The organism is Stenotrophomonas sp. YJH_SMC_40 (genome assembly GCF_059368615.1).
Genome location: NZ_JCAFRX010000008.1, coordinates 166471 through 184554, shown reverse-complemented (window position 1 = coordinate 184554; position 18084 = coordinate 166471). Strand labels below are relative to the sequence as shown.

The 18084-nt window shown below is 66.1% G+C and carries 10 protein-coding genes; 2 read left to right on the top strand and 8 right to left on the bottom strand.

Annotated features, from left to right (window positions below):
* Positions 1-85: 85 nt before the first annotated feature.
* The 5 genes from AC5P6X_RS16350 to AC5P6X_RS16330 all read right to left on the bottom strand — a co-directional run bounded on the left by AC5P6X_RS16350 (position 86) and on the right by AC5P6X_RS16330 (position 7297).
* Positions 86-1312 (bottom strand): AGE family epimerase/isomerase, encoded by a 1227-nt coding sequence (locus AC5P6X_RS16350; protein ID WP_123958520.1) that lies wholly within the window; start codon positions 1310-1312, stop codon positions 86-88.
* The gene (locus tag AC5P6X_RS16345) at positions 1309-2304 is read right to left on the bottom strand and encodes a carbohydrate kinase family protein (protein ID WP_123958519.1); all 996 of its coding nucleotides are present in this window, start codon (positions 2302-2304) and stop codon (positions 1309-1311) included. The genes AC5P6X_RS16350 and AC5P6X_RS16345 overlap by 4 nt, the downstream gene beginning before the upstream one ends.
* Before the next feature lie 7 nt (positions 2305-2311).
* Positions 2312-3625 (bottom strand): L-fucose:H+ symporter permease, encoded by a 1314-nt coding sequence (gene fucP / locus AC5P6X_RS16340; protein WP_005409446.1) that lies wholly within the window; start codon positions 3623-3625, stop codon positions 2312-2314.
* 60 nt (positions 3626-3685) lie between these two features.
* Positions 3686-4735, bottom strand: a complete 1050-nt coding sequence (locus AC5P6X_RS16335) for a LacI family DNA-binding transcriptional regulator (protein WP_005413180.1) — start codon at positions 4733-4735, stop codon at positions 3686-3688.
* A 96-nt stretch (positions 4736-4831) separates the two neighbouring features.
* Positions 4832-7297 carry a GH92 family glycosyl hydrolase gene (locus AC5P6X_RS16330; RefSeq protein WP_123958518.1) on the bottom strand — a complete coding sequence of 822 codons (2466 nt, stop codon included), beginning with the start codon at positions 7295-7297 and terminating at the stop codon, positions 4832-4834.
* Between the two features lie 1129 nt (positions 7298-8426).
* On the opposite strand from AC5P6X_RS16330, the gene AC5P6X_RS16325 reads away from it, so the two are divergent.
* Together AC5P6X_RS16325 and AC5P6X_RS16320 are read left to right on the top strand one after the other, a co-directional pair.
* Entirely contained in the window at positions 8427-11504 is a 3078-nt protein-coding gene (locus AC5P6X_RS16325) for a TonB-dependent receptor (RefSeq protein WP_329756796.1), read from the top strand.
* A 202-nt stretch (positions 11505-11706) separates the two neighbouring features.
* Positions 11707-11901 (top strand): heavy-metal-associated domain-containing protein, encoded by a 195-nt coding sequence (locus tag AC5P6X_RS16320; RefSeq protein WP_005409441.1) that lies wholly within the window; start codon positions 11707-11709, stop codon positions 11899-11901.
* An 80-nt stretch (positions 11902-11981) separates the two neighbouring features.
* On the opposite strand, the gene cueR is transcribed toward AC5P6X_RS16320, so the two are convergent.
* From cueR to AC5P6X_RS16305, 3 genes are all read right to left on the bottom strand, one after another.
* The gene (gene cueR, locus AC5P6X_RS16315; protein WP_005409440.1) at positions 11982-12437 is read right to left on the bottom strand and encodes a Cu(I)-responsive transcriptional regulator; all 456 of its coding nucleotides are present in this window, start codon (positions 12435-12437) and stop codon (positions 11982-11984) included.
* An 11-nt stretch (positions 12438-12448) separates the two neighbouring features.
* On the bottom strand, positions 12449-14950 hold the full coding sequence (locus AC5P6X_RS16310; protein ID WP_123958517.1) for a heavy metal translocating P-type ATPase: 2502 nt from the start codon (positions 14948-14950) through the stop codon (positions 12449-12451).
* Between the two features lie 173 nt (positions 14951-15123).
* Positions 15124-18081, bottom strand: coding sequence for a TonB-dependent receptor plug domain-containing protein (locus AC5P6X_RS16305; protein ID WP_123958516.1), 2958 nt, complete (start codon positions 18079-18081; stop codon positions 15124-15126).
* Positions 18082-18084: the final 3 nt, after the last annotated feature.

The window sequence follows — 18084 nt, the reverse complement described above, 5'->3', positions numbered from 1 at the left end:
CTCCTGTTTTTCCGCCGGGCGTCGCCCGGCGCTGCCGATTCCGGATTGCCAGGCATGGCCTGGCACTACTGCCTTCGAACGATCTTCAGCGCACCACGTTCAACACTTCGTAGCACGCACCCATGGTGTGGTAATCCACCTTGCCAGCCGGGCTCTTCTCGTCGCTGTACTTGCGGTTGTCGGCATCAAGGATGCGGAACCAGGCACCGTACTGGTGGTCGACGAAGTACTCCCACGCGTAGGCCCAGATGCGTTCGTACCACTGCCAGTAGCGGTCGTCGCCGGTGCGCTTGGCCATCAGCGCGGCGGTGGCCAGCGTTTCGGCCTGCACCCAGAAATACTTGTCGTCGTCGCAGACGAAGCTGTCGCCACCGATCGGCGCACCGTCCATGCCCGCCTGTCGGCGCGTTTCCGGTGCGAAACCGTAGTACAAGCCACCGCGCGCCTCGTCCCAGCTGCGCGCCACAGCCACATCGAACAGGTGCTGCGCGGTCGGCACCAGCCAGTCGGCCTGCACGTGGCGATCGAGGATCAGCAGCAGCTTGGCCCACTCGGTCTGGTGGCCGGGCTGGAAGCCCCATGGGCGGAACAGGTGCTTGGGGTCGTCCAGGTTGTAGTCCCAGTCGATTTCCCAGTTCTCATCGTAGTGCTCCCAGACCAGCCCGCCGGCCTTGGCCGCCTGGCGGCGGGTCATGTTGTCGGCTAGCTGCAGCGCACGCTCGACATAGCGCTGCTCACCACTGGCCTCGAACGCCGCCAGCATCGCCTCGCACATGTGCATGTTGGCGTTCTGGCCGCGATAGCCGGTGAAGTTCCACTGGCCATCGGCCTCGTCCTTGTACAGGCCGTGCTGTGGCTCCCAGAAGCGCGCTTCCAGCAGCTGCCAGGTTTCGTCCATCCACACACGCGCCTGTTCGATACCGGCCTTCAGCGCGCAACTGTAGGCCAGCAGCACGAACGCCACGCCGTAGCAGTGGTTCATGTCGTCCTCGACCTTGCCGTCGCGCAGGGTCCAGGCATAGCCGCCGGTGGCCGGGTTGCGGTGCACGTCCCGCAGGTAGCGCACGCCGTGCTCGACCGCCTCGCGGTATTCAGCATTGCCGAATTCGCGGTAGGCCATCGCGTAGTTGAAGACGAAGCGCGTGCTGCTCACCAGGTGGCGGTGGCTGGCATCGTAGACGCTGCCGTCATCCCGGAAGTAGTGGAAGAAGCCGCCGTCCGGATCGATGCAGCGCGGATGGTAGAACGCCATGGTATCGGCGATGTGCGCGCGCAGGAACGCGGGCGAACGGAAATCGGGCGAGGTGCTCATGCGGTAATGTCCTGGGCCTGCAGCAGCTGCTGCACTTCATCGAGCGAGGGCATTGCGGCGAACGCGCCCTTGCGGGTAACAGCCAGCGCCCCCACGGCGGCGCCGAAACGCAGCGTGGCGGTGATCGCCTCCGGGTCCTGGCAGAACGCAGCGAAACCAGCGCCCGCCCCACCGCGCTCCAGCAGGCCGACCAGCACGCCACCGACGAAGGCATCGCCAGCAGCCGTGGTGTCGACCGTGGCCACGCGGAAACTGGTGACCGTGCCGTGGTTGTCGCGGGTGTACCAGTGCAGCGTGGCCGCACCGTCGGTGACGATGACCCAGCGCGCCTGCGCGGCCAGCAGGCGCCGCAGCACCGTCGCCTCGCCGTCACTGCCCAGCGGCGCGGCCAGGTAGTCCAGTTCCTCGCGCGACAGCTTGACCAGATCGGCGCGTTCCAGCGCCTGCCACAGGCGCGGCGTCGGATCCTCGTTCGCCGGCCACAGCGCGGGACGCAGGTTCAGATCGAGGCTGACCACCGCTCCGGCCGCACGTGCACGGTCCATGCCGGCAAAGGTCGCCTCGGCGATGCCCGGCTCGGTCAGGCTGTTGGAGCAGACGTGGAAGCACTGCGCACTGTCGAGGCAGGCGGCCTGGAAATCGCTGTCACGGAACAGCAGGTCGGCGGCCGGCGGGCGGTAGAAGCTGAAGCTGCGCTCGCCACTGGCGTCGAGGGCGACGAAGGCCAGCGCGGTCTTCGCCGCATCGGTACGCACGATGTACTCCGTGCCCACGCCGTGCTCGACCAGGCTGTCGGCCAGGAAGTCACCGAACATGTCACGGCCGAGCATGCCGACGAACTGGGTCTTCGCGCCCAGCCGCGCAGCGGCCACGGCAACGTTGGCCGGCGCACCGCCGGCGTACTGCAGGAACGCCCGCGGCGTATCGGCCGAGGCCGGCGGCTGCGCTAGTAGATCGATCAAAATTTCGCCGAAGCAAACGATGGAACCCATTCCGGACTCAGCCTCCCTGCGTTGCGGAAGCCGGCGTACGTGCGCCGACCAGTCCGTAGAAAATGATGTAGCCGTAGCACAGCAGCGGCAGGATGAAGCTGGCCTGCACACCGATGTGGTCGGCCAGCACGCCCTGCAGGTACGGCACCACCGCACCGCCGACGATGGCCATGATCAGCAGGCTGGAACCCTTGTTGGTCAGCGGGCCCAGGCGCTCGATGCTCAGCGCGAAGATGGTCGGGAACATGATCGAATTGAACAGGCCGATCGCCACCACCGAGTACAGCGCGATGTTGCCGGAGGTCAGCATGGTCGTGACCAGCAGCCCCACGTTGACCAGCGCGAAGATCGCCAGCAGGCGGCTGGGCGAGAAGCGCGCCAGCAGCGCCGAGCCGGCGAAGCGGCCGATCATCGCCATCGTCCAGTAGGCCGACACGTAATGCGTGGCTTCCTGCTCGCTGAAGCCGCCGATGTTGGGCATCGACAGGTAGTTGACCAGGAAGCTGCCGATCGAAACTTCGGCACCGACGTAGAAGAAGATGCCCAGCACACCCAGCAGCAGGTGGCGCTTGCGGAGCGCATCCAGGTAGCTGTGGTGGTGGCCCTGGTCGGCCTGCTCGGTGGCGTCGCTCAGTGCCGGCAGGCGGAACAGGTATACGAACAGCGCCAGCAGCACCAGCGCAACGGCCAGGCCTACGTAGGGGCCCTGCACGGCCTGCGCCTCGGCGGCACGGTAGGCCAGCTGTTCGGCGGCCGGCAGTGCCGCGATGTCATCGGCACTCTTCACCGTGTTGGACAGGATCAGCATGCCGCCGAAGATCGGGGCGATGGCCGTGCCCAGCGAGTTCAGTGCCTGCGCCAGGGTCAGGCGACTGGAGCTGGTCTGCTCCGGGCCCAGCAGCGCGACGTAGGGGTTCGCAGCAACCTGCAGCACGGTGATGCCGGTGGCCAGAACGAACAGTGCGCCCAGGAAGGCGCCATACACGCGCAGCTCGGCCGCCGGCCAGAAGCCCAGCGCACCGATACCGGCAATCACCAGGCCGGCCACGATGCCCTTCTTGTAGCCCAGCGCCGCCACCAGCCGACCCGCCGGCAGCGACATCAGGAAATAGGTGCCGAAGAAGGTGAACTGCACCAGCATCGCCTTGGCGTAGTTCAGCTCGAACACCGCCTTCAGGTGCGGGATCAGGATGTCATTGAGGCAGGTCAGGAAGCCCCACATGAAGAAGATCGTGGTGACCACGGCCAGCGCCTTGCCGTTGGTGACGGCAGGTGCGTTGCCCGAAGATCCCGTTGGACGGGGCGTTGCGGAGATCGGCATGCGGTACGCGCCTCGATGCGCGGAAGGTCGTTGTTGCGTGGAAGGGGTGTATGGAATAAATCAGTTCGGTCGTGCGGCACTGCTTTCGCGGATGCGCAACTGCACCGGCGCGACCGTGCGCCGTGGCGGCGCGTCCGGTTCGTCCAGTCGTTGCAGCAGCAGCGCCGCAGCTTGCCGGCCCCGCTCGCGCGGATCGGCGGTGAGCGTGGTCAACGGCGGCACCGCCACCGCAGCCTCGGAAATATCGTCGAAGCCGGTAACGGCAAAGTCACCTCCCGGACGGATGCCCCGTGAATTCAAGCCCAGCATCAGGCCCAGCGCGACGGTGTCGTTGTAGCAGACCGCCGCACTCGGCCGATGGCCATCGGCAAACAGCTCATCGGTGCGCGCTGCGGCTTCCAGGCGGTTCGGTGCCGACTCGATCATCCAGCCCGGCGGCAGCGACAGACCGGCCTCGGCCAGCGCCTGCTGGAAACCGGCACGGCGCTGGTGGCAGGAACTGGAAGCGGCGTGGCCGCCGAAGAAGGCGATCTGGCGATGTCCGCGCTCGATCAGGTGGCGCGTGGCCAGATAGGCGCCGTGCTGGTTGTCCAGGGTCAGGAAATCCCAGTCGGCCCCTTCCAGCTCGCGGTTGAACAGCAGCACGTTGGCATTGGCACCCAGTGCCTGTCGCAACTGCACGGTATCGCTGCCCTCGGCCGGCGACAGGATCAGGCCGGCGGGGGTGTGCTCCATCAACGTGGACAGCACGGCCTGCTGGCGCTCCGGCGATTCGCCAGTGCTGCCGAGCAGGGTCACGTAACCGCGTCCGCCCAGCGCCTCGTCCACGCCGGACGCGAATTCGGCGAAGAACGGGTTGGAAAGATCGTTGATCACCAGCGCGATGCTCGACGAGGTACGTCGACGCAGGTTGGCGGCAGCGCGGTTGTAGACATAGCGCTGCCGGCGCAGCTCGGCCTCGACCTTGGCACGGGTATCGACGTTGACCAGCGGGCTGCCGCGCAACACCAGCGACACGGTCGCCCGTGACACGCCGATGGCACGCGCGATGTCGGTCACCGTCACTGCCTTGCCGGCGCGCTTGCTGGGACTGCTGCCGTTGTCGTTCATCGTCTTCCCGGACTCCGCTGGAGGCTCAAGCCTAATGGATCAGGGCCGTGTCGTGCCGTGCCGTTCGCTGGGTCACCGCGAACGGCACAGTCCGGCTCAGCGCAGCTGGCTGCCCGGTGCCGCGCACCAGGACACCGGCAGGTCCTTCACCGCCGTACCCCAGCCCTGCTCCGGCGCCTTCGCGTCAAGCGCGAACTGCAGGCGCGGGCCCTGCTGCAGCTGGTTCCAGTCCAGCCAGACCGGCGCATGCGCCTGGCCATCGACCTGCACGCCCTGAACGTACTGCAGGCGGCGGCCATCGGCACCCGGCGCGTCGATGCGCAGCGTCCGGCCATTGCCCATGTCCAGTTCCACCTTGCTGAAGCGCGGGGTGTGCAGCAGGAACTGGCCGCTGCCCGGCACCGCCGGGTACACGCCGATGGCGCTGAAGAGATACCAGGCCGACATCGTGCCGAGGTCGTCATTGCCGGTCACGCCATTGGGCGCGTTGGTGAACAACTGCTGCGCGGCACGCACCACGGCCGCGGTCTTCCACGGCTGGCCGATCAGCGTGTACAGCCACGGCGAGTGCAGGTCCGGCTCGTTGTTCGGGTTGTAGCGGAACTGGTTGTAGTAGCTGTACGGCCCGACCACCCACTCCTTGCGGGCGGCGTTGAGCGGATCGGCCTGCAGCGCGTCCATCGCGAAGAATGCGTCGAGGCGGCGGCCGGCCTGTTCGCGGCCCTGCATCGCTTCGACCAGCCCCGGCACGTCCTGCTGCGCCAGCCACTGGTACTGCCACGCCGTGCCTTCATGGAAACCGTGGTGCGAACGCGGGCTGTAGTGGCCATCGGCCGGGGTGTACCACTGGCCATCCTCGGTGCGCGGGCGCGGGAAACCGGTGAAGCCGGTCTCGGCGTCGCGCACCTGCGGGTCCCACACCTTGCGCCAGTTGCGGCCGCGCTCACGCAGCGTCGCCGCGTCCTGCGCATGGCCGAGGCCATCGGCCATCTGCGAAAGCGCACAGTCGGCCAGTGCGTATTCCAGCGTTGCCGAACCGCCGTGGTGCGGATCGACGTCCATGCCCTTGGACGGGAACGCGCGGTCGTAGACCACATAGCCCTTGTCCAGGTAGGTCGGGTTGCCGGAACGGCCGGCCATGCGTGAGTTCAGCGGCGGCGTGCCGAAGGCATTGCGGCGCAGCGCATCCCAGGCCTGCGATTCACGGCCCTTGAGCGCACCGAAGCGCCACAGGTCGACCATGAACGGGGTGACCGGATCGCCGGTCATGATGTTGGTCTCGAAGTTGGCATAGCCCCAGCGCGGCAGCCAGCCGCCCTGCTCGTCGATCGCCAGCAGGGTACGGCCGATGTCGCGCGCCACGTCCGGGCGGGTCAGTGCCAGCCACTGGTTCTGCGCGCGGTAGGTATCCCACAGCGAGAAGTACTCGTAGTAGGTCCAGCCATCGGCACGGTGGATGCCATCGTCATAGCCGCGGTAGCGGCCGTCGGCGTCGTTGCCGGTCATCGGCTGCAGCAGCGCGTGGTAGACCGCGCTGTAGAACACAGCGCGGTCGTCGGCGGTGCCGCCCTGCACGCGCACCCGGCCCAGCTGCTCGCGCCACGACTGCTGGGACAGCGCGCGCATCCGGTCGAAACCGAGCAGCGCGCCGCCCTCCATGCCTTCCGCGCGCAGGTTGATGCGCGCGCCCTCGGCATCCACGTGCGATATCGCGGTGATCGCCGTTACCGACTGGCCCTTGGCCAGGTCGAAGCTGAGCCAGGCACCGTTCGGCTTCTGTTCGCCTTCCATGCTGTGACGCGCGCCCGGCAGGCCGCCGCCCTCGCCCCAGGTGCCATGCGCCTTGAACGGGCGGTCGAACTCGATGCGGAACCAGGTGGTGTACTGATGGCCGCCGCAGAAACTCTTGGTGACCAGCTTGCCCTCGACCACGCGGTCGCCGACCACATCGACCACGCTGCCGATCACCGAGTGGCGTTCGTTGGCCTGGCCGACGTTGACCAGCACGTGGCCCTCGCCCTGGCGCTGGCTGAAGGTGTAGCGCTCGGCCGCGGCACGCGTACGCGCGGTGGCCTCGGCGTCGATGCCGCCGTAGCTGGTCAGGCGCACCTTGTAATAGCCGGCCTGGCCGATCTCGCCGTCATGCGTGTACGAAGCGGCATAGGTCTTGTGGTTGAAGTTCTTGGCGTCAGCAGTATCGAAATCGCCGCCCGGACCGATGCTGCCGGTGACCGGCAGGATCGACACCTGCCCGCCCTGCTCCCAGCAACCGGCGCCGGAGATGAAGGAGTGGCCGAAACCGCGGATCTTCTCGTCGTCGTAGCGCCAGCCGGAATAGTGGCTGCCGATCGGGCTGACCTGGATCAGGCCGAACGGTGCCGATGCGCCGGGGAAGGTATTGCCGTCGTCCTTGCTGCCGATGAAGGTGTTGACCTCGCGCTCCAGCGCCGCCGGTGCGGCCTGCAGCAGCATCGGCATGGCCGAAAATGCCAGCAGACAGGCCAAGCGCGCCAGCGGGCGGGAGGACAATGGGACGGCGGGAGCGGACGGCACTGGACGCATGTCGGGTTCCTGTAGTCGATGACGCGGAGGCAGACGGCCGGGATCGTTCGGCACCGTTCCGCTGAGTCCCGCCGTGACCGGCAGAGAGCTCCCCCTGGAATGACGCCCGACCCACCAGACCGTGGATTTAGATCGATTCAAGTAGAGCATGCGGCTTCAGCCGAATGCATTCTGCGGCGCAGCATGAGAGGGGGTGTTCGGCAGGGCTGCGCCCTGCACCTGCTTCGAGCTGGAGCAACAGCAACAGCAAAAGCCGGCTGTCCGTGGGATGGCGGGGTGGGTCCGGTTACGGGGGACGCTGCAAGTACGTCCATGTAAGCTCGGTCGCCGCATCCATGCGGCTCACGCCCCCGCAACCGGACCCACCCCGCCTTCGACAGAGTCCCGCGATCTGTAGATCCACGCCATGCGTGGATGAATCTCTGTCAGATAACGAAATCGATTGGGGTCAGATCCGTTTTCCAAAGGAAAACGGATCTGGCCCCAGGACCCCATGTCGTTCCAGGATCAGTCCAACCGTCACCGGGAAACTGTCAAAGGTGGGGCGGTGTGGGCTGGCAGGACCGTTGGCGCCATGGATGGCGCCATCGAGCCCCAGGGGTGAGGGCGCTTTGCTTGCGAAGCACTGCTTCGCAAGCGCCCGAACGCACAGCCGCCAGCGGCTGGGCCGGACCCCGGAAGGGGGGTTTACGGCGTGTCCTGCCAGCCCACACCGCCCCGCCAAACCAGCAGAAAACCAGAGCCGCTTTGGCTTTGGCTTTGGGTTGTTGCCGGCCAGCGGCCGGCACACCGCGGGTGCAGGGCGCAGCCCTCCCGACCCACCCTCCCCTGCGCACGAAAACGATTTCACTGTTTTCAGCAAACCGTCATCCCTTCGCCACGCCAGTACCATATTGCGGAGCAGCATGCGCCCACGGGCGACCCATGCTAAAAAACGCCCGCCCATCGCTTAGATCGATCCAAGCCGACATTGCGATGGCCGGGAGTTGGGGGAGCGGCAACAGGACGTACCAGGCCACGCGCACGGTGCAACTGCCACTGCATGGCGATAGCGACAATGTCACTTCAAATTAGATCGATTCAAGTTGTCCGTGCCACGTCACCGGATCAATCCAGGAGAGAGGGAGAGATGGGAATGAAGCATTCAACACGTACGCATGGCCAGGACGCACTGTCGCTGGCCATCGCGCTGGCCCTGGCCGCCGCCGTCGTTCCGGCCGGCGCCGCCGCGCAGCAGGCAACCACCACCGGCTCGCAGGAAGCCACCAACCTGGACAGCGTCCAGGTCACCGGCTACCGCTACGCCATCGAAAAGAGCCTTGAGCAGAAGCGCGACGCCAACGCCGTTGTCGAAGTGATCACTGCCGAGGACGTCGGCAAGTTTCCCGACAAGAACGTGGCCGACGCACTGCAGCGCGTGCCCGGCGTGGTCATCACCCGCAGCGGTGGTGAAGGCAAGAGTGTCAGCGTGCGCGGCCTTGCGCCGGACCTGACCCTGACCCAGTTGAATGGCAACTACGTGGCCACGTCGGAAACCAACGACGAAGCCACCCGTTCGTTCAACTACACCCTGCTGCCGTCGAACATGCTGTCCAGCGCCGAGCTGTTCAAGTCGCCGGAAGCACGCATCGACGAAGGCGGCATCGGCGGCACGGTCATCCTGCACACCCGCCGTCCGCTGGACATGGAGTCCAACTCGGGCTTCGTCACGCTCGAGGGCACCTCCTCCGATACCCACCACGATATCGACCCGCAGGCCTCGGCCCTGTATTCGTGGCACAGCAAGGATGAGCGTTTCGGCGTGCTGGTCGGCGTGACGCAGCAGAAGCGCACGACCCGTACCATGGAAGCCAGCACCGAGGACTACCAGTGGTACGGGGCCGGCAAGGCACGCGACGCCTATGGCAATGTGCAGCAGCAGGACGGCATCCACTACTGGTGGGGCAAGTCCGGCTTCAACAACCAGACCGGCGGCAACTACAGCGACTTCTTCATGCCGACCTCGGTCAACTTCGCCGTGAAGGAAGAAAAGCGCGAGCGCAAGGGCGGCCAGCTGACCTTCCAGTTCAAGCCGGTCGACAACGTCACGATGACCGCCAACTACTTCCGCTTCGAGCTGCAGGGTGACTACACCCAGAACATGCTGAAGATTCCGGAATGGAGCATGGCCCGCTTCAACGGCGATGGAAACTGGGCCGGCGGCCGCCTGCTCAACGGCCTGGATTTCGACCCCAGCGGCAACACCGTCACCGGTGCCCAGTTCGAAAAGCTGGCCGGAAAGACCTACTACTGCAGCGAAGACCAGGCCAAGGCCGCCGGCCTCAAGCCCGGCGGCTGGGGCCCGGACGACTGCACGATTCCGACACCGCAGCTGACCGGTGGCTACAGCAAGGAAAAGGCGCTGTCGCAGACCGCCGACCTGACCATCAACTGGGACATCAGCCCGCTGTGGAAGGCCTCGTTCACCGGTGGCCGCACCTGGTCTGAAGGTGGTCCGTCGATGAACTTCCGCATGTCGGCCAAGCCGCGCCGCAAGGTCGGCAACGACTACCTGTCCGGTAACCAGTACAGCGCATGGGACCTGACCGGCACGCCGTCTGCCACCTTCTCGCCCGACCTGCAGCAGCAGCTGATGAACGGCATCGCCGAAGTCGACACCGGCTCGACCGATTCGTCGTGGAAGCGCACCGAGGTCAAGCAGAACTACTTCCAGGCCGACGTGACCAAGCTGTTCGAGTCCGGTTGGCTGGATTCGATCCAGTTCGGTGCCAAGTACCGTGATGGCAAGGTCCACCGCAACACCGGCAACACCTACTGGGTATGCCCGGGCCGTGACCCGGCCGACTATGACAACAGCCGCTACCAGAGTGGCTGCGATCCGACTGCCGGCGATGCGCAGCCCGGCTTCTTCCTGTCGAACCCGATCAGCAACATTGCCGGTGGCTTCAATGCCAACGTGTTCCCGGGCATCAACTACCCGGCGTACATCGACTATCTGAACAAGACCTACGGTGGTTCGCACAACCGTACCGAGGAAGACTTCGTCTACAACGTCAACGAGAAGATCTACTCCGGCTACTTCCAGGCCAACTTCCGCACCGAGCGCCTGCGCGGCAATGTCGGCGTGCGTGTGGTGCGCACCAAGCAGTTCGCGCAGTCTTCCGACTCGATCGAGAAGTTCAACGACTACTTCCTGGACAACGCGTCCGGCGCGCCGATGGCGTGCACCGACCCCGCCGCTGCGGCCTACCCGACCTACAGCTGTGAGAGCGGCTTCGTGCGCCTGCCGCATGACCTGGCGCAGAGCAAGACCTACAGCCTGATCGGCGTGGACCGCACCTACACCGACGTGCTGCCGAGTTTCAACATTGCATGGGACATCACCGACACGCTGGTGCTGCGTGGTGCCGCATCGAAGGTGATCGCCCGCCCTGGCTACACCGATATCGCAGCACCGGGCGCGCTGAGCTACTACAGCGAGGAGTACGTCAATGATCGCCGCGTTGCCGGTGGCGCATCGACCGCAGGCTGGGTCGGCCAGGGCAGCAACAAGCAGCTGGAGCCGTTCAAGGCCACCCAGTTCGACCTGGGCCTGGAGTGGTACTTCCAGCCTGGCGCGGTCGCCGGCGTCAGCCTGTTCCGCAAGAACGTGGACAACTTCACCCTGCCGGTGGTGCGCGACACGCCCATGGTCATCAACGGTGAAGCGGTGAACGTGCAGCGCTACGAGACCCAGGCCAATGGCCGCGATGGTGTGTCGCAGGGCGTCGAGCTGTATGGCCAGTACACCTTCGATTTCGGCTTCGGCGTGCAGGCCAACTACACCTACAACGACACCAACCTGGCTTCCATTGTTCTGGACGGGCAGGAAATCGGCTCCTCGCCGCTGGTCGGCAGCGCCAAGAACCAGGCCAACGTGACGGTCTTCTACGAGAACGAGAAGTTCCTCGCGCGCGCCTCGTTCAACCGTCGCGGCCAGGTGGTCGGTGGGCTCAACAATGGCCTCACCGTCTACACCGAGCCGTATGACCAGCTGGACCTGAACGTGGCCTACAACCTGACCCCGGACTGGACCCTGACCGCCTCGGTGATCAATGCCACCAAGTCCGAGCAGCGCGTGCACCTGGGAAGCGACACCAAGGCACGCCTGGTCTCCAATACCTATGCAGGCCGCCAGCTGTACTTCGGCGCTACCTGGAAGTTCTAAGGCAACACCGGGTTGCCCGGGCGCGCCCCGGTGCAACCCACGCCCCGCCCTGGCGGGGACGTTCCTCCACGGCAGCCGCGCTGGTACAGGTGGCTGCCGTTTTTTTGTCGGCGCCTTGCCTTTCGTTCAGCCCGGCGCTTGACCCTGACATCGTTGGAAGGTGCACACTGACTCCACCCCAAGAGCACCGAAGGAGCTACAGATGGAATTCCATGTCGATGGCATGACCTGCGGCGGCTGCGCGCGCAGCGTGACCCGTGCGATCCAGCAGATCGATCCCAACGCCAGCGTGGTCGCCGACCCGCCGACCGGCCTGGTCAAGGTGCAGACCACCGCATCGCAGGAAGACGTCTTCGCCGCAGTGAACGACGCCGGCTTCCCGCCACGTACTGCCTGATCCCCTGCCCCCGTCTCACACAGAAAAGCCCGCCCGGTGCTGCTGCACCCGGCGGGCTTTTTCATGCATGCGATATCGAGTCAATGCTTGTGCGTACGCCGCCGCACCGCACCGGTCTTCGCGGTATCGACCGGCACCGGCGTCTGATCGTCCTCACCCAGCCGCTGCAGGATCGGGCACTCCGGGCGCTCGTCGCCCGCACAACAACTGATCAGCGATTTCAGCGTGTCGGCCATCTGCCGCATGTGCTCGATGCGCTGTTCAAGATCAGCAATGTGCTGTTCAGCCAGGTGCTTCACGTCGGCACTGTGCCGCGAGGTGTCATTCCAGAGGCCCAGAAGATCAGTGATCTCGGCCACCTGGAAGCCAAGATCGCGCGCGCGGCGGATGAAACGCAGGCGGTGGATGTCCGCCTGCGAATACGCCCGGTAGCCCGACTCGGTTCTATCAGCGGCGGGAATCAGGCCGATCTGTTCGTAGTAGCGGATCATCTTCGCCGACACGCTGGAGGCCTTGGCGGCTTCACCGATGTTCATGCGGATCTCCTTCAGTGGGTGGCAGCGGCGGCATCCGCCATCGGCGGCTGGAAGCGGCGCAGGCGCAGTGCGTTGCCCAGCACGAACACACTGGACAGCGCCATCGCACCGGCCGCGAATACCGGCGACAGCAGCACGCCCCAGACCGGGTACAGCACGCCTGCCGCTACCGGGATCAACGCGGTGTTGTAGGCGAACGCCCAGAACAGGTTCTGCCGGATGTTGCCCAACGTCGCCTTCGACAGCGCAATGGCATTCGGCACGCCCTGCAGGTTGCCCGACATCAGCACTACATCGGCCGACTCCACCGCGATGTCGGTACCCGTACCGATGGCCAGGCCGACATCGGCTTCAGCCAGTGCCGGCGCATCGTTGATGCCGTCGCCGACGAAGGCGACATGGCCATGCGTGGCCTTCAAGCGGCGCACCGCCTCGACCTTGCCTTCCGGCAGCACCTCGGCCACCACTTCGTCGATGCCGAGCTGGCGCGCGATTGCCTGCGCGGTACCAGCGTTGTCACCGGTGATCATCGCCACCTTCAGGCCAAGCTGATGCAGTGCCGCGATTGCGGCCGGCGTGCTCGGCTTGATCGGATCGGATACCGCGATGATTGCGGCCAGGCGACCGTCGATGGCGGCATACAGCGGCGACTTGCCCTGGGTGCCCAGCTCTGCCGCCAGCGTCGCGAACAAAGTGATGTCCACGCCCAGGTCGCGCATGAAGCGATCGGCACCGACCTCCACCCGCGCACCATCAACGTTGGCACGCACGCCCATGCCGGTGACCGATTCGAAATCGACCATCGATGGCAGCGCGATGCCCTGCTCGGTGGCTGCATCGACGATGGCGCGGGCAATCGGATGCTCAGAGCGCGACTCCACTGCGGCAACCGCCGCCAGCACGGTGCTGCGATTGAAACCGTCCGTGATCTCGAAGTCGGTCAGGCGCGGGCGGCCTTCGGTCAGCGTGCCGGTCTTGTCCACCGCCACCACCTTCGCGTCCTTCAGCAGCTGCAGTGCTTCGCCCTTGCGGAACAGCACGCCCATTTCGGCGCCGCGGCCGGTACCGACCATGATCGAGGTCGGCGTGGCCAGCCCCATCGCGCACGGGCAGGCAATGATCAGCACCGCTACCGCGTTGACCAGCGCGAAGCTCAGGGCTGGCGACGGGCCGAAGATCAGCCAGACTGCGAAGGTCGCCAGCGCGGCCAGCATCACCGCCGGCACGAACCACAGCGTGACCTTGTCGACCACCGCCTGGATCGGCAGCTTCGAGCCCTGCGCCTGTTCGACCATGCGGATGATCTGCGCCAGCATGGTCTGCGCGCCCACCGCCGTGGCACGTACCGTCAGTGCGCCCTTCTGGTTGACCGTACCGCCCACCACGCTGCTGCCCGGCTGCTTCTCGACCGGGATCGGCTCGCCGCTGATCATCGATTCGTCGATGTAGCTGCGGCCTTCAACCACCTCGCCGTCCACCGGCACGCGCTCGCCCGGGCGCACTTCCACCACGTCGCCGCTCAGCACTTCATTGACCGGGACATCCACCGTTCGGCCGTCACGGATCACATGCGCGACCTTGGCCTGCAGGTTGACCAGACGCTTGATCGCTTCGGAGGTACGGCCCTTGGCGCGGGCCTCGAGGAAGCGGCCGAGCAGGATCAGCGCAACGATGACCGCGGCCGCTTCGTAGTAGACGTTCACCGTGCCCGGCGGCAGCAGCCGCGGTGCAAAGGTCGCCACCACCGAGTAGCCAAACGCCGCGGCGGTGCCCACCGCCACCAGTGAATTCATGTCCGGCGCCAGCCGCAGCAGTGCCGGGAACCCCTTCTGGTAGAAACGGCGGCCGGGAATGGCCAGCACCAGCAGGGTCAGTACGAACTGCAGGTACCAGCTGGCCTGCATGCCGATGGTGGCCATCACCCATTCGTGCATGCCGGGAATCAGGTGCGAGCCCATCTCCAGCACGAACACCGGCAGCGCCAGCGCGGTCGCCACGATCAGGTCGCGCTTCAGTTCGGCGCGCTCGGCATCCTTCTTTTCAGCGGCTTCATCATCGGACTGCACACCGGCCTCGATCGGGCGGGCGGCGTAGCCGACCTTGTCGATGGCCGCAACCAAGGCGGCCGTATCAGCCACGCCGCGCACGGTCGCACGCTCCGTCGCCAGGTTCACGCTGGCCTGGCTCACGCCTGGCACCGCCAGCAACGCGCGCTCCACGCGGCCCACGCAGGAGGCGCAGGTCATGCCGTCCACGGCCAGTTCAACGGTGGCGGGGGGCACGTCGTAGCCCACCCGCTCCACCGCCTGGATCAACGCGGCCCGATCGACCGGACCGGACGGGCGGATATCCGCGCGCTCGGTGGCCAGATTGACCGAAACACTGCCCACGCCTTCGACCCTGGACAGCGCCGCCTCGACCCGGCCGACACAGCTGGCGCAGGTCATGCCCTCGATGGGCAGGCTGATGGTGGCAGGGCTTGCGGGGGCTGCAGTGGCGCGGGGCGTGCTCATGATCGGATTCCCGGGGTTCCTTCTGGATGCGGACAGGCTAAACCTTGCCATCGTGGGAAGGTCAAATCCAGCCACCCCGGGGTTCATGATGGGGTTCATCCACGCATGGCGTGGAACTGCTGAGCGGACGGAGGCGCCAGGCGGATCAGGCCCGGCGCCCCCTGCGGGTCTGCTCAGAAGGTGAACACGTACTCCAACGCGAACTCGCGGCCGACCGCGCCAAGCAGGCGGGTCGGGGCGAAGTCGTAATCCAGCTTGTACGGGTCCTTGTGGTTCCAGCTGGCGGAGTTGAAGGCGTTGTTGACGTACACGTTTACCTTCGCGTGTTCGGTCACCTGGTAGCCCACGTTGAAGTTCCAGGTGATGAACGGCCCCACTCGACCGTAGTAGCGCGCCGTCTGCTGCCCGGCATTGGGGTTCGGGTTCGGCGAGCCGTCGGGACGTGTCGCCGGCTCCAGGCAGTTCAGCGACGGGCTGTCGCTGGGCACGTAGCCGTCGGCGAACGGCAGGCAGCCGCCGGGGTTGTCCAGGCGGTCGGTGCCCCAGTGGTAGCGCACGCCCGGCACCGAGCCCACGCGGTCGGCATAGACATTGGCATTCCAGTTGCCGCGCTGCCAGGCCAGGCTCGCGCGCAGCTTGCTGCGCAGGTCGCGGTCGCGGCGTTCCGGGTTCGAGTCGTTGGCGTAGCGCTGTTCCTTGGTCGAGATCTGGTTGGTGTAGTTCAGGCCCAGCTGGAAACTGCCCCACTGCGCGGTTTCCAGGCGATAGCGTGCGGTCAGGTCGACACCACGCACTTCGCGGCTGGCCAGGTTGAACGGGCCGCGCTCGATCGACACCAGGCGGCCGCTGCCGTCACGGTTCACGCGGGCCAGGATGCCGGCGCAGTATTCGCCACCGGCCGGATTGGCCCATGGCGTGCCATCGATGTTCTTGCCGGTCAGGCAGCCGGCCTCGCTGGCCAGCACCTCATCGGCGCCGACGTCGACGATCATGTCTTCCAGCTTGATCGCCCAGTAGTCGGCACTGACCGACAGGTTCGGCATCACGTCCCAGACGAAACCGACCGTCCACGAATCACCGGTTTCCGAGCGCAGCAGCGGCGTGCCACGCCGGTTCACGTCGAAGGTGTACCAGACATCGGTGTTGCCCACGCCGCAGTTGTTGACCAGGTACGCGCCACTCTGGATGCAGCGCAGGCGGTCATAGGTCTGCACTTCGGAGCTGCTCGGCTGGCCCAGCAGGTAATGCATGTCCGGCGCATGGAAGCTGGTGGCATAGGAGCCACGCACCAGCAGCGATTCAACCGGGCGCCATTCCAGGCCGACGTTCCAGGTGGTTTCCTTCTGGCTGCCGATGTTCAGTGCTTCGCTGCTGTCGTCGGCCTTGTAGTTGCCATAGCGGTCATAGCGCGCGGCCGCAGTGGCGGTCACGCTGTCCAGCAGCGGAATCTTGAACTCGACGCCGGCCGAATAGCGGGTGCGCTCGCCGCCACCGCGATCGACGTTCTGCAGGTCGAAGTCGATGCCGGCACGTGGGTCGGGGCTGAGGTGATAACCCTGCTGCGCGACTTCAGCCACTGCGGCGAACGAGATCGGGCCGGCCCAGCCCTGGAACAGTTCGCCGGTGATATCGGCCGAGGCCTGGTTGACCCAGGACGCCGCACGGTTCTTCGCCACCGTACCCATCTGCCAGTACTGGTCCGGCGTCAGCGGATTCCACCAGCGCGATTCGTTCAAGGCGTAGATCGCCTCGCCATCGGCCGTGGTGCCCAGCTTCGGGCCGAGGAAGTAGTCGTACGACTTCTGCTTGTCGACCACGTTCTGCCGTTCTTCCACGCGGTAGTACGAGCGCCCCACCGTGGCGCTCCAGTCGAAGCGGTCGGCGAGGCGGCCACGCAGGCCGGCGCTCCAGTCCCAGGACAGTTCGCGGTTGGTGTTGCGCAACGTATCCAGCCCGCCAACCTCATTCGGGGTGAACTGGCGCACGCCAAGAATCGGACGGTTGCGGTTGGCGTCCCAGTAGTAGCCGTTGTCATCGTCGATCAGCGACACGCCGGGCGGATTGGTGCCCCAGATCGCTTCGGAACGGTAGACCGCCAGATTGGTCCAGGCCTGCAGGTCGTTGCTGAAATCGAAGGTGGCATACAGGTTGCCGGACACGTTCTCGGCACCGCCGGTGAGCAGCCAGTTGGCGTAGTCGGCGCTCATGCCGCACAGGCGGCCGGTGTTGGTGATGGTGTTGGCGGTGTAGTTGTAGACCAGTCGATCGGCGGTGTAGTACTCACTGCCGAACTTCTCGCAGGTGCCGGTGGGCGGCGCCAGGCGCTGGCCCGTGGTCGGATCGATCAACGCCAGTCCGGCGGTAGGACGGAAGCCGACCTTGCGTTGTTCCATGTTCCAGGACGGGTACGGCGCATCATCGGCATCGTCCATCTGCGGGCGGTCACGGCCGAACAACGGATCGCGCTTGGTGTACTGCAACGCGTAGGTCACGCTCCAGTTGTCACCGGTCTTGCCGCCGGCCCAGGACAGGTCCCAGGTGTCGCGTCCACCCTCGGTGGAGGTGCCGCCACGCACGCGCACTTCGTCGCCGTCGTAGTTGGTCTTCAAGATGACGTTGACCACGCCGGCGATCGCATCCGAGCCATAGATGGCCGAGGCGCCACCGGTCAGCACTTCGATGCGCTCCACCGCCGCGGCCGGAATGTTGCCGTAGTTGGAGAAGTTGGTTTCACCGCCATAGGGCAGCGGGTAGTCGGCCACGCGACGGCCGTTGACCAGCAGCAGCGAGCGGTTCGGGCCCATCCCGCGCAGGTTCAGGCCACTGGCATTGGGCGTGTGCGAGCCCCACTGCGAGGCGGCTTCAACAGTGCCGGTCGCTTCGGTGAGGGTCTTCAGCGCGTCGTACACGCTGACGAAGCCTTCCTTCTGGATCTGCGCGGCGGTGATCACGTTGACCGGTGCCGGGCCTTCGACGCTGGCGCGCTTGATGCGCGAACCGGTGACGGTGACCGCGTCGAGATCCTTGGTGGACGAACTGGCGGCCTCCTGCGCACTGGCAGCCAGGGGCAACAGGGCCAGGACCAGGCCCTGGGACAGCAGGTGACGACGCTTGCGGACGGACTGAGCCATGGG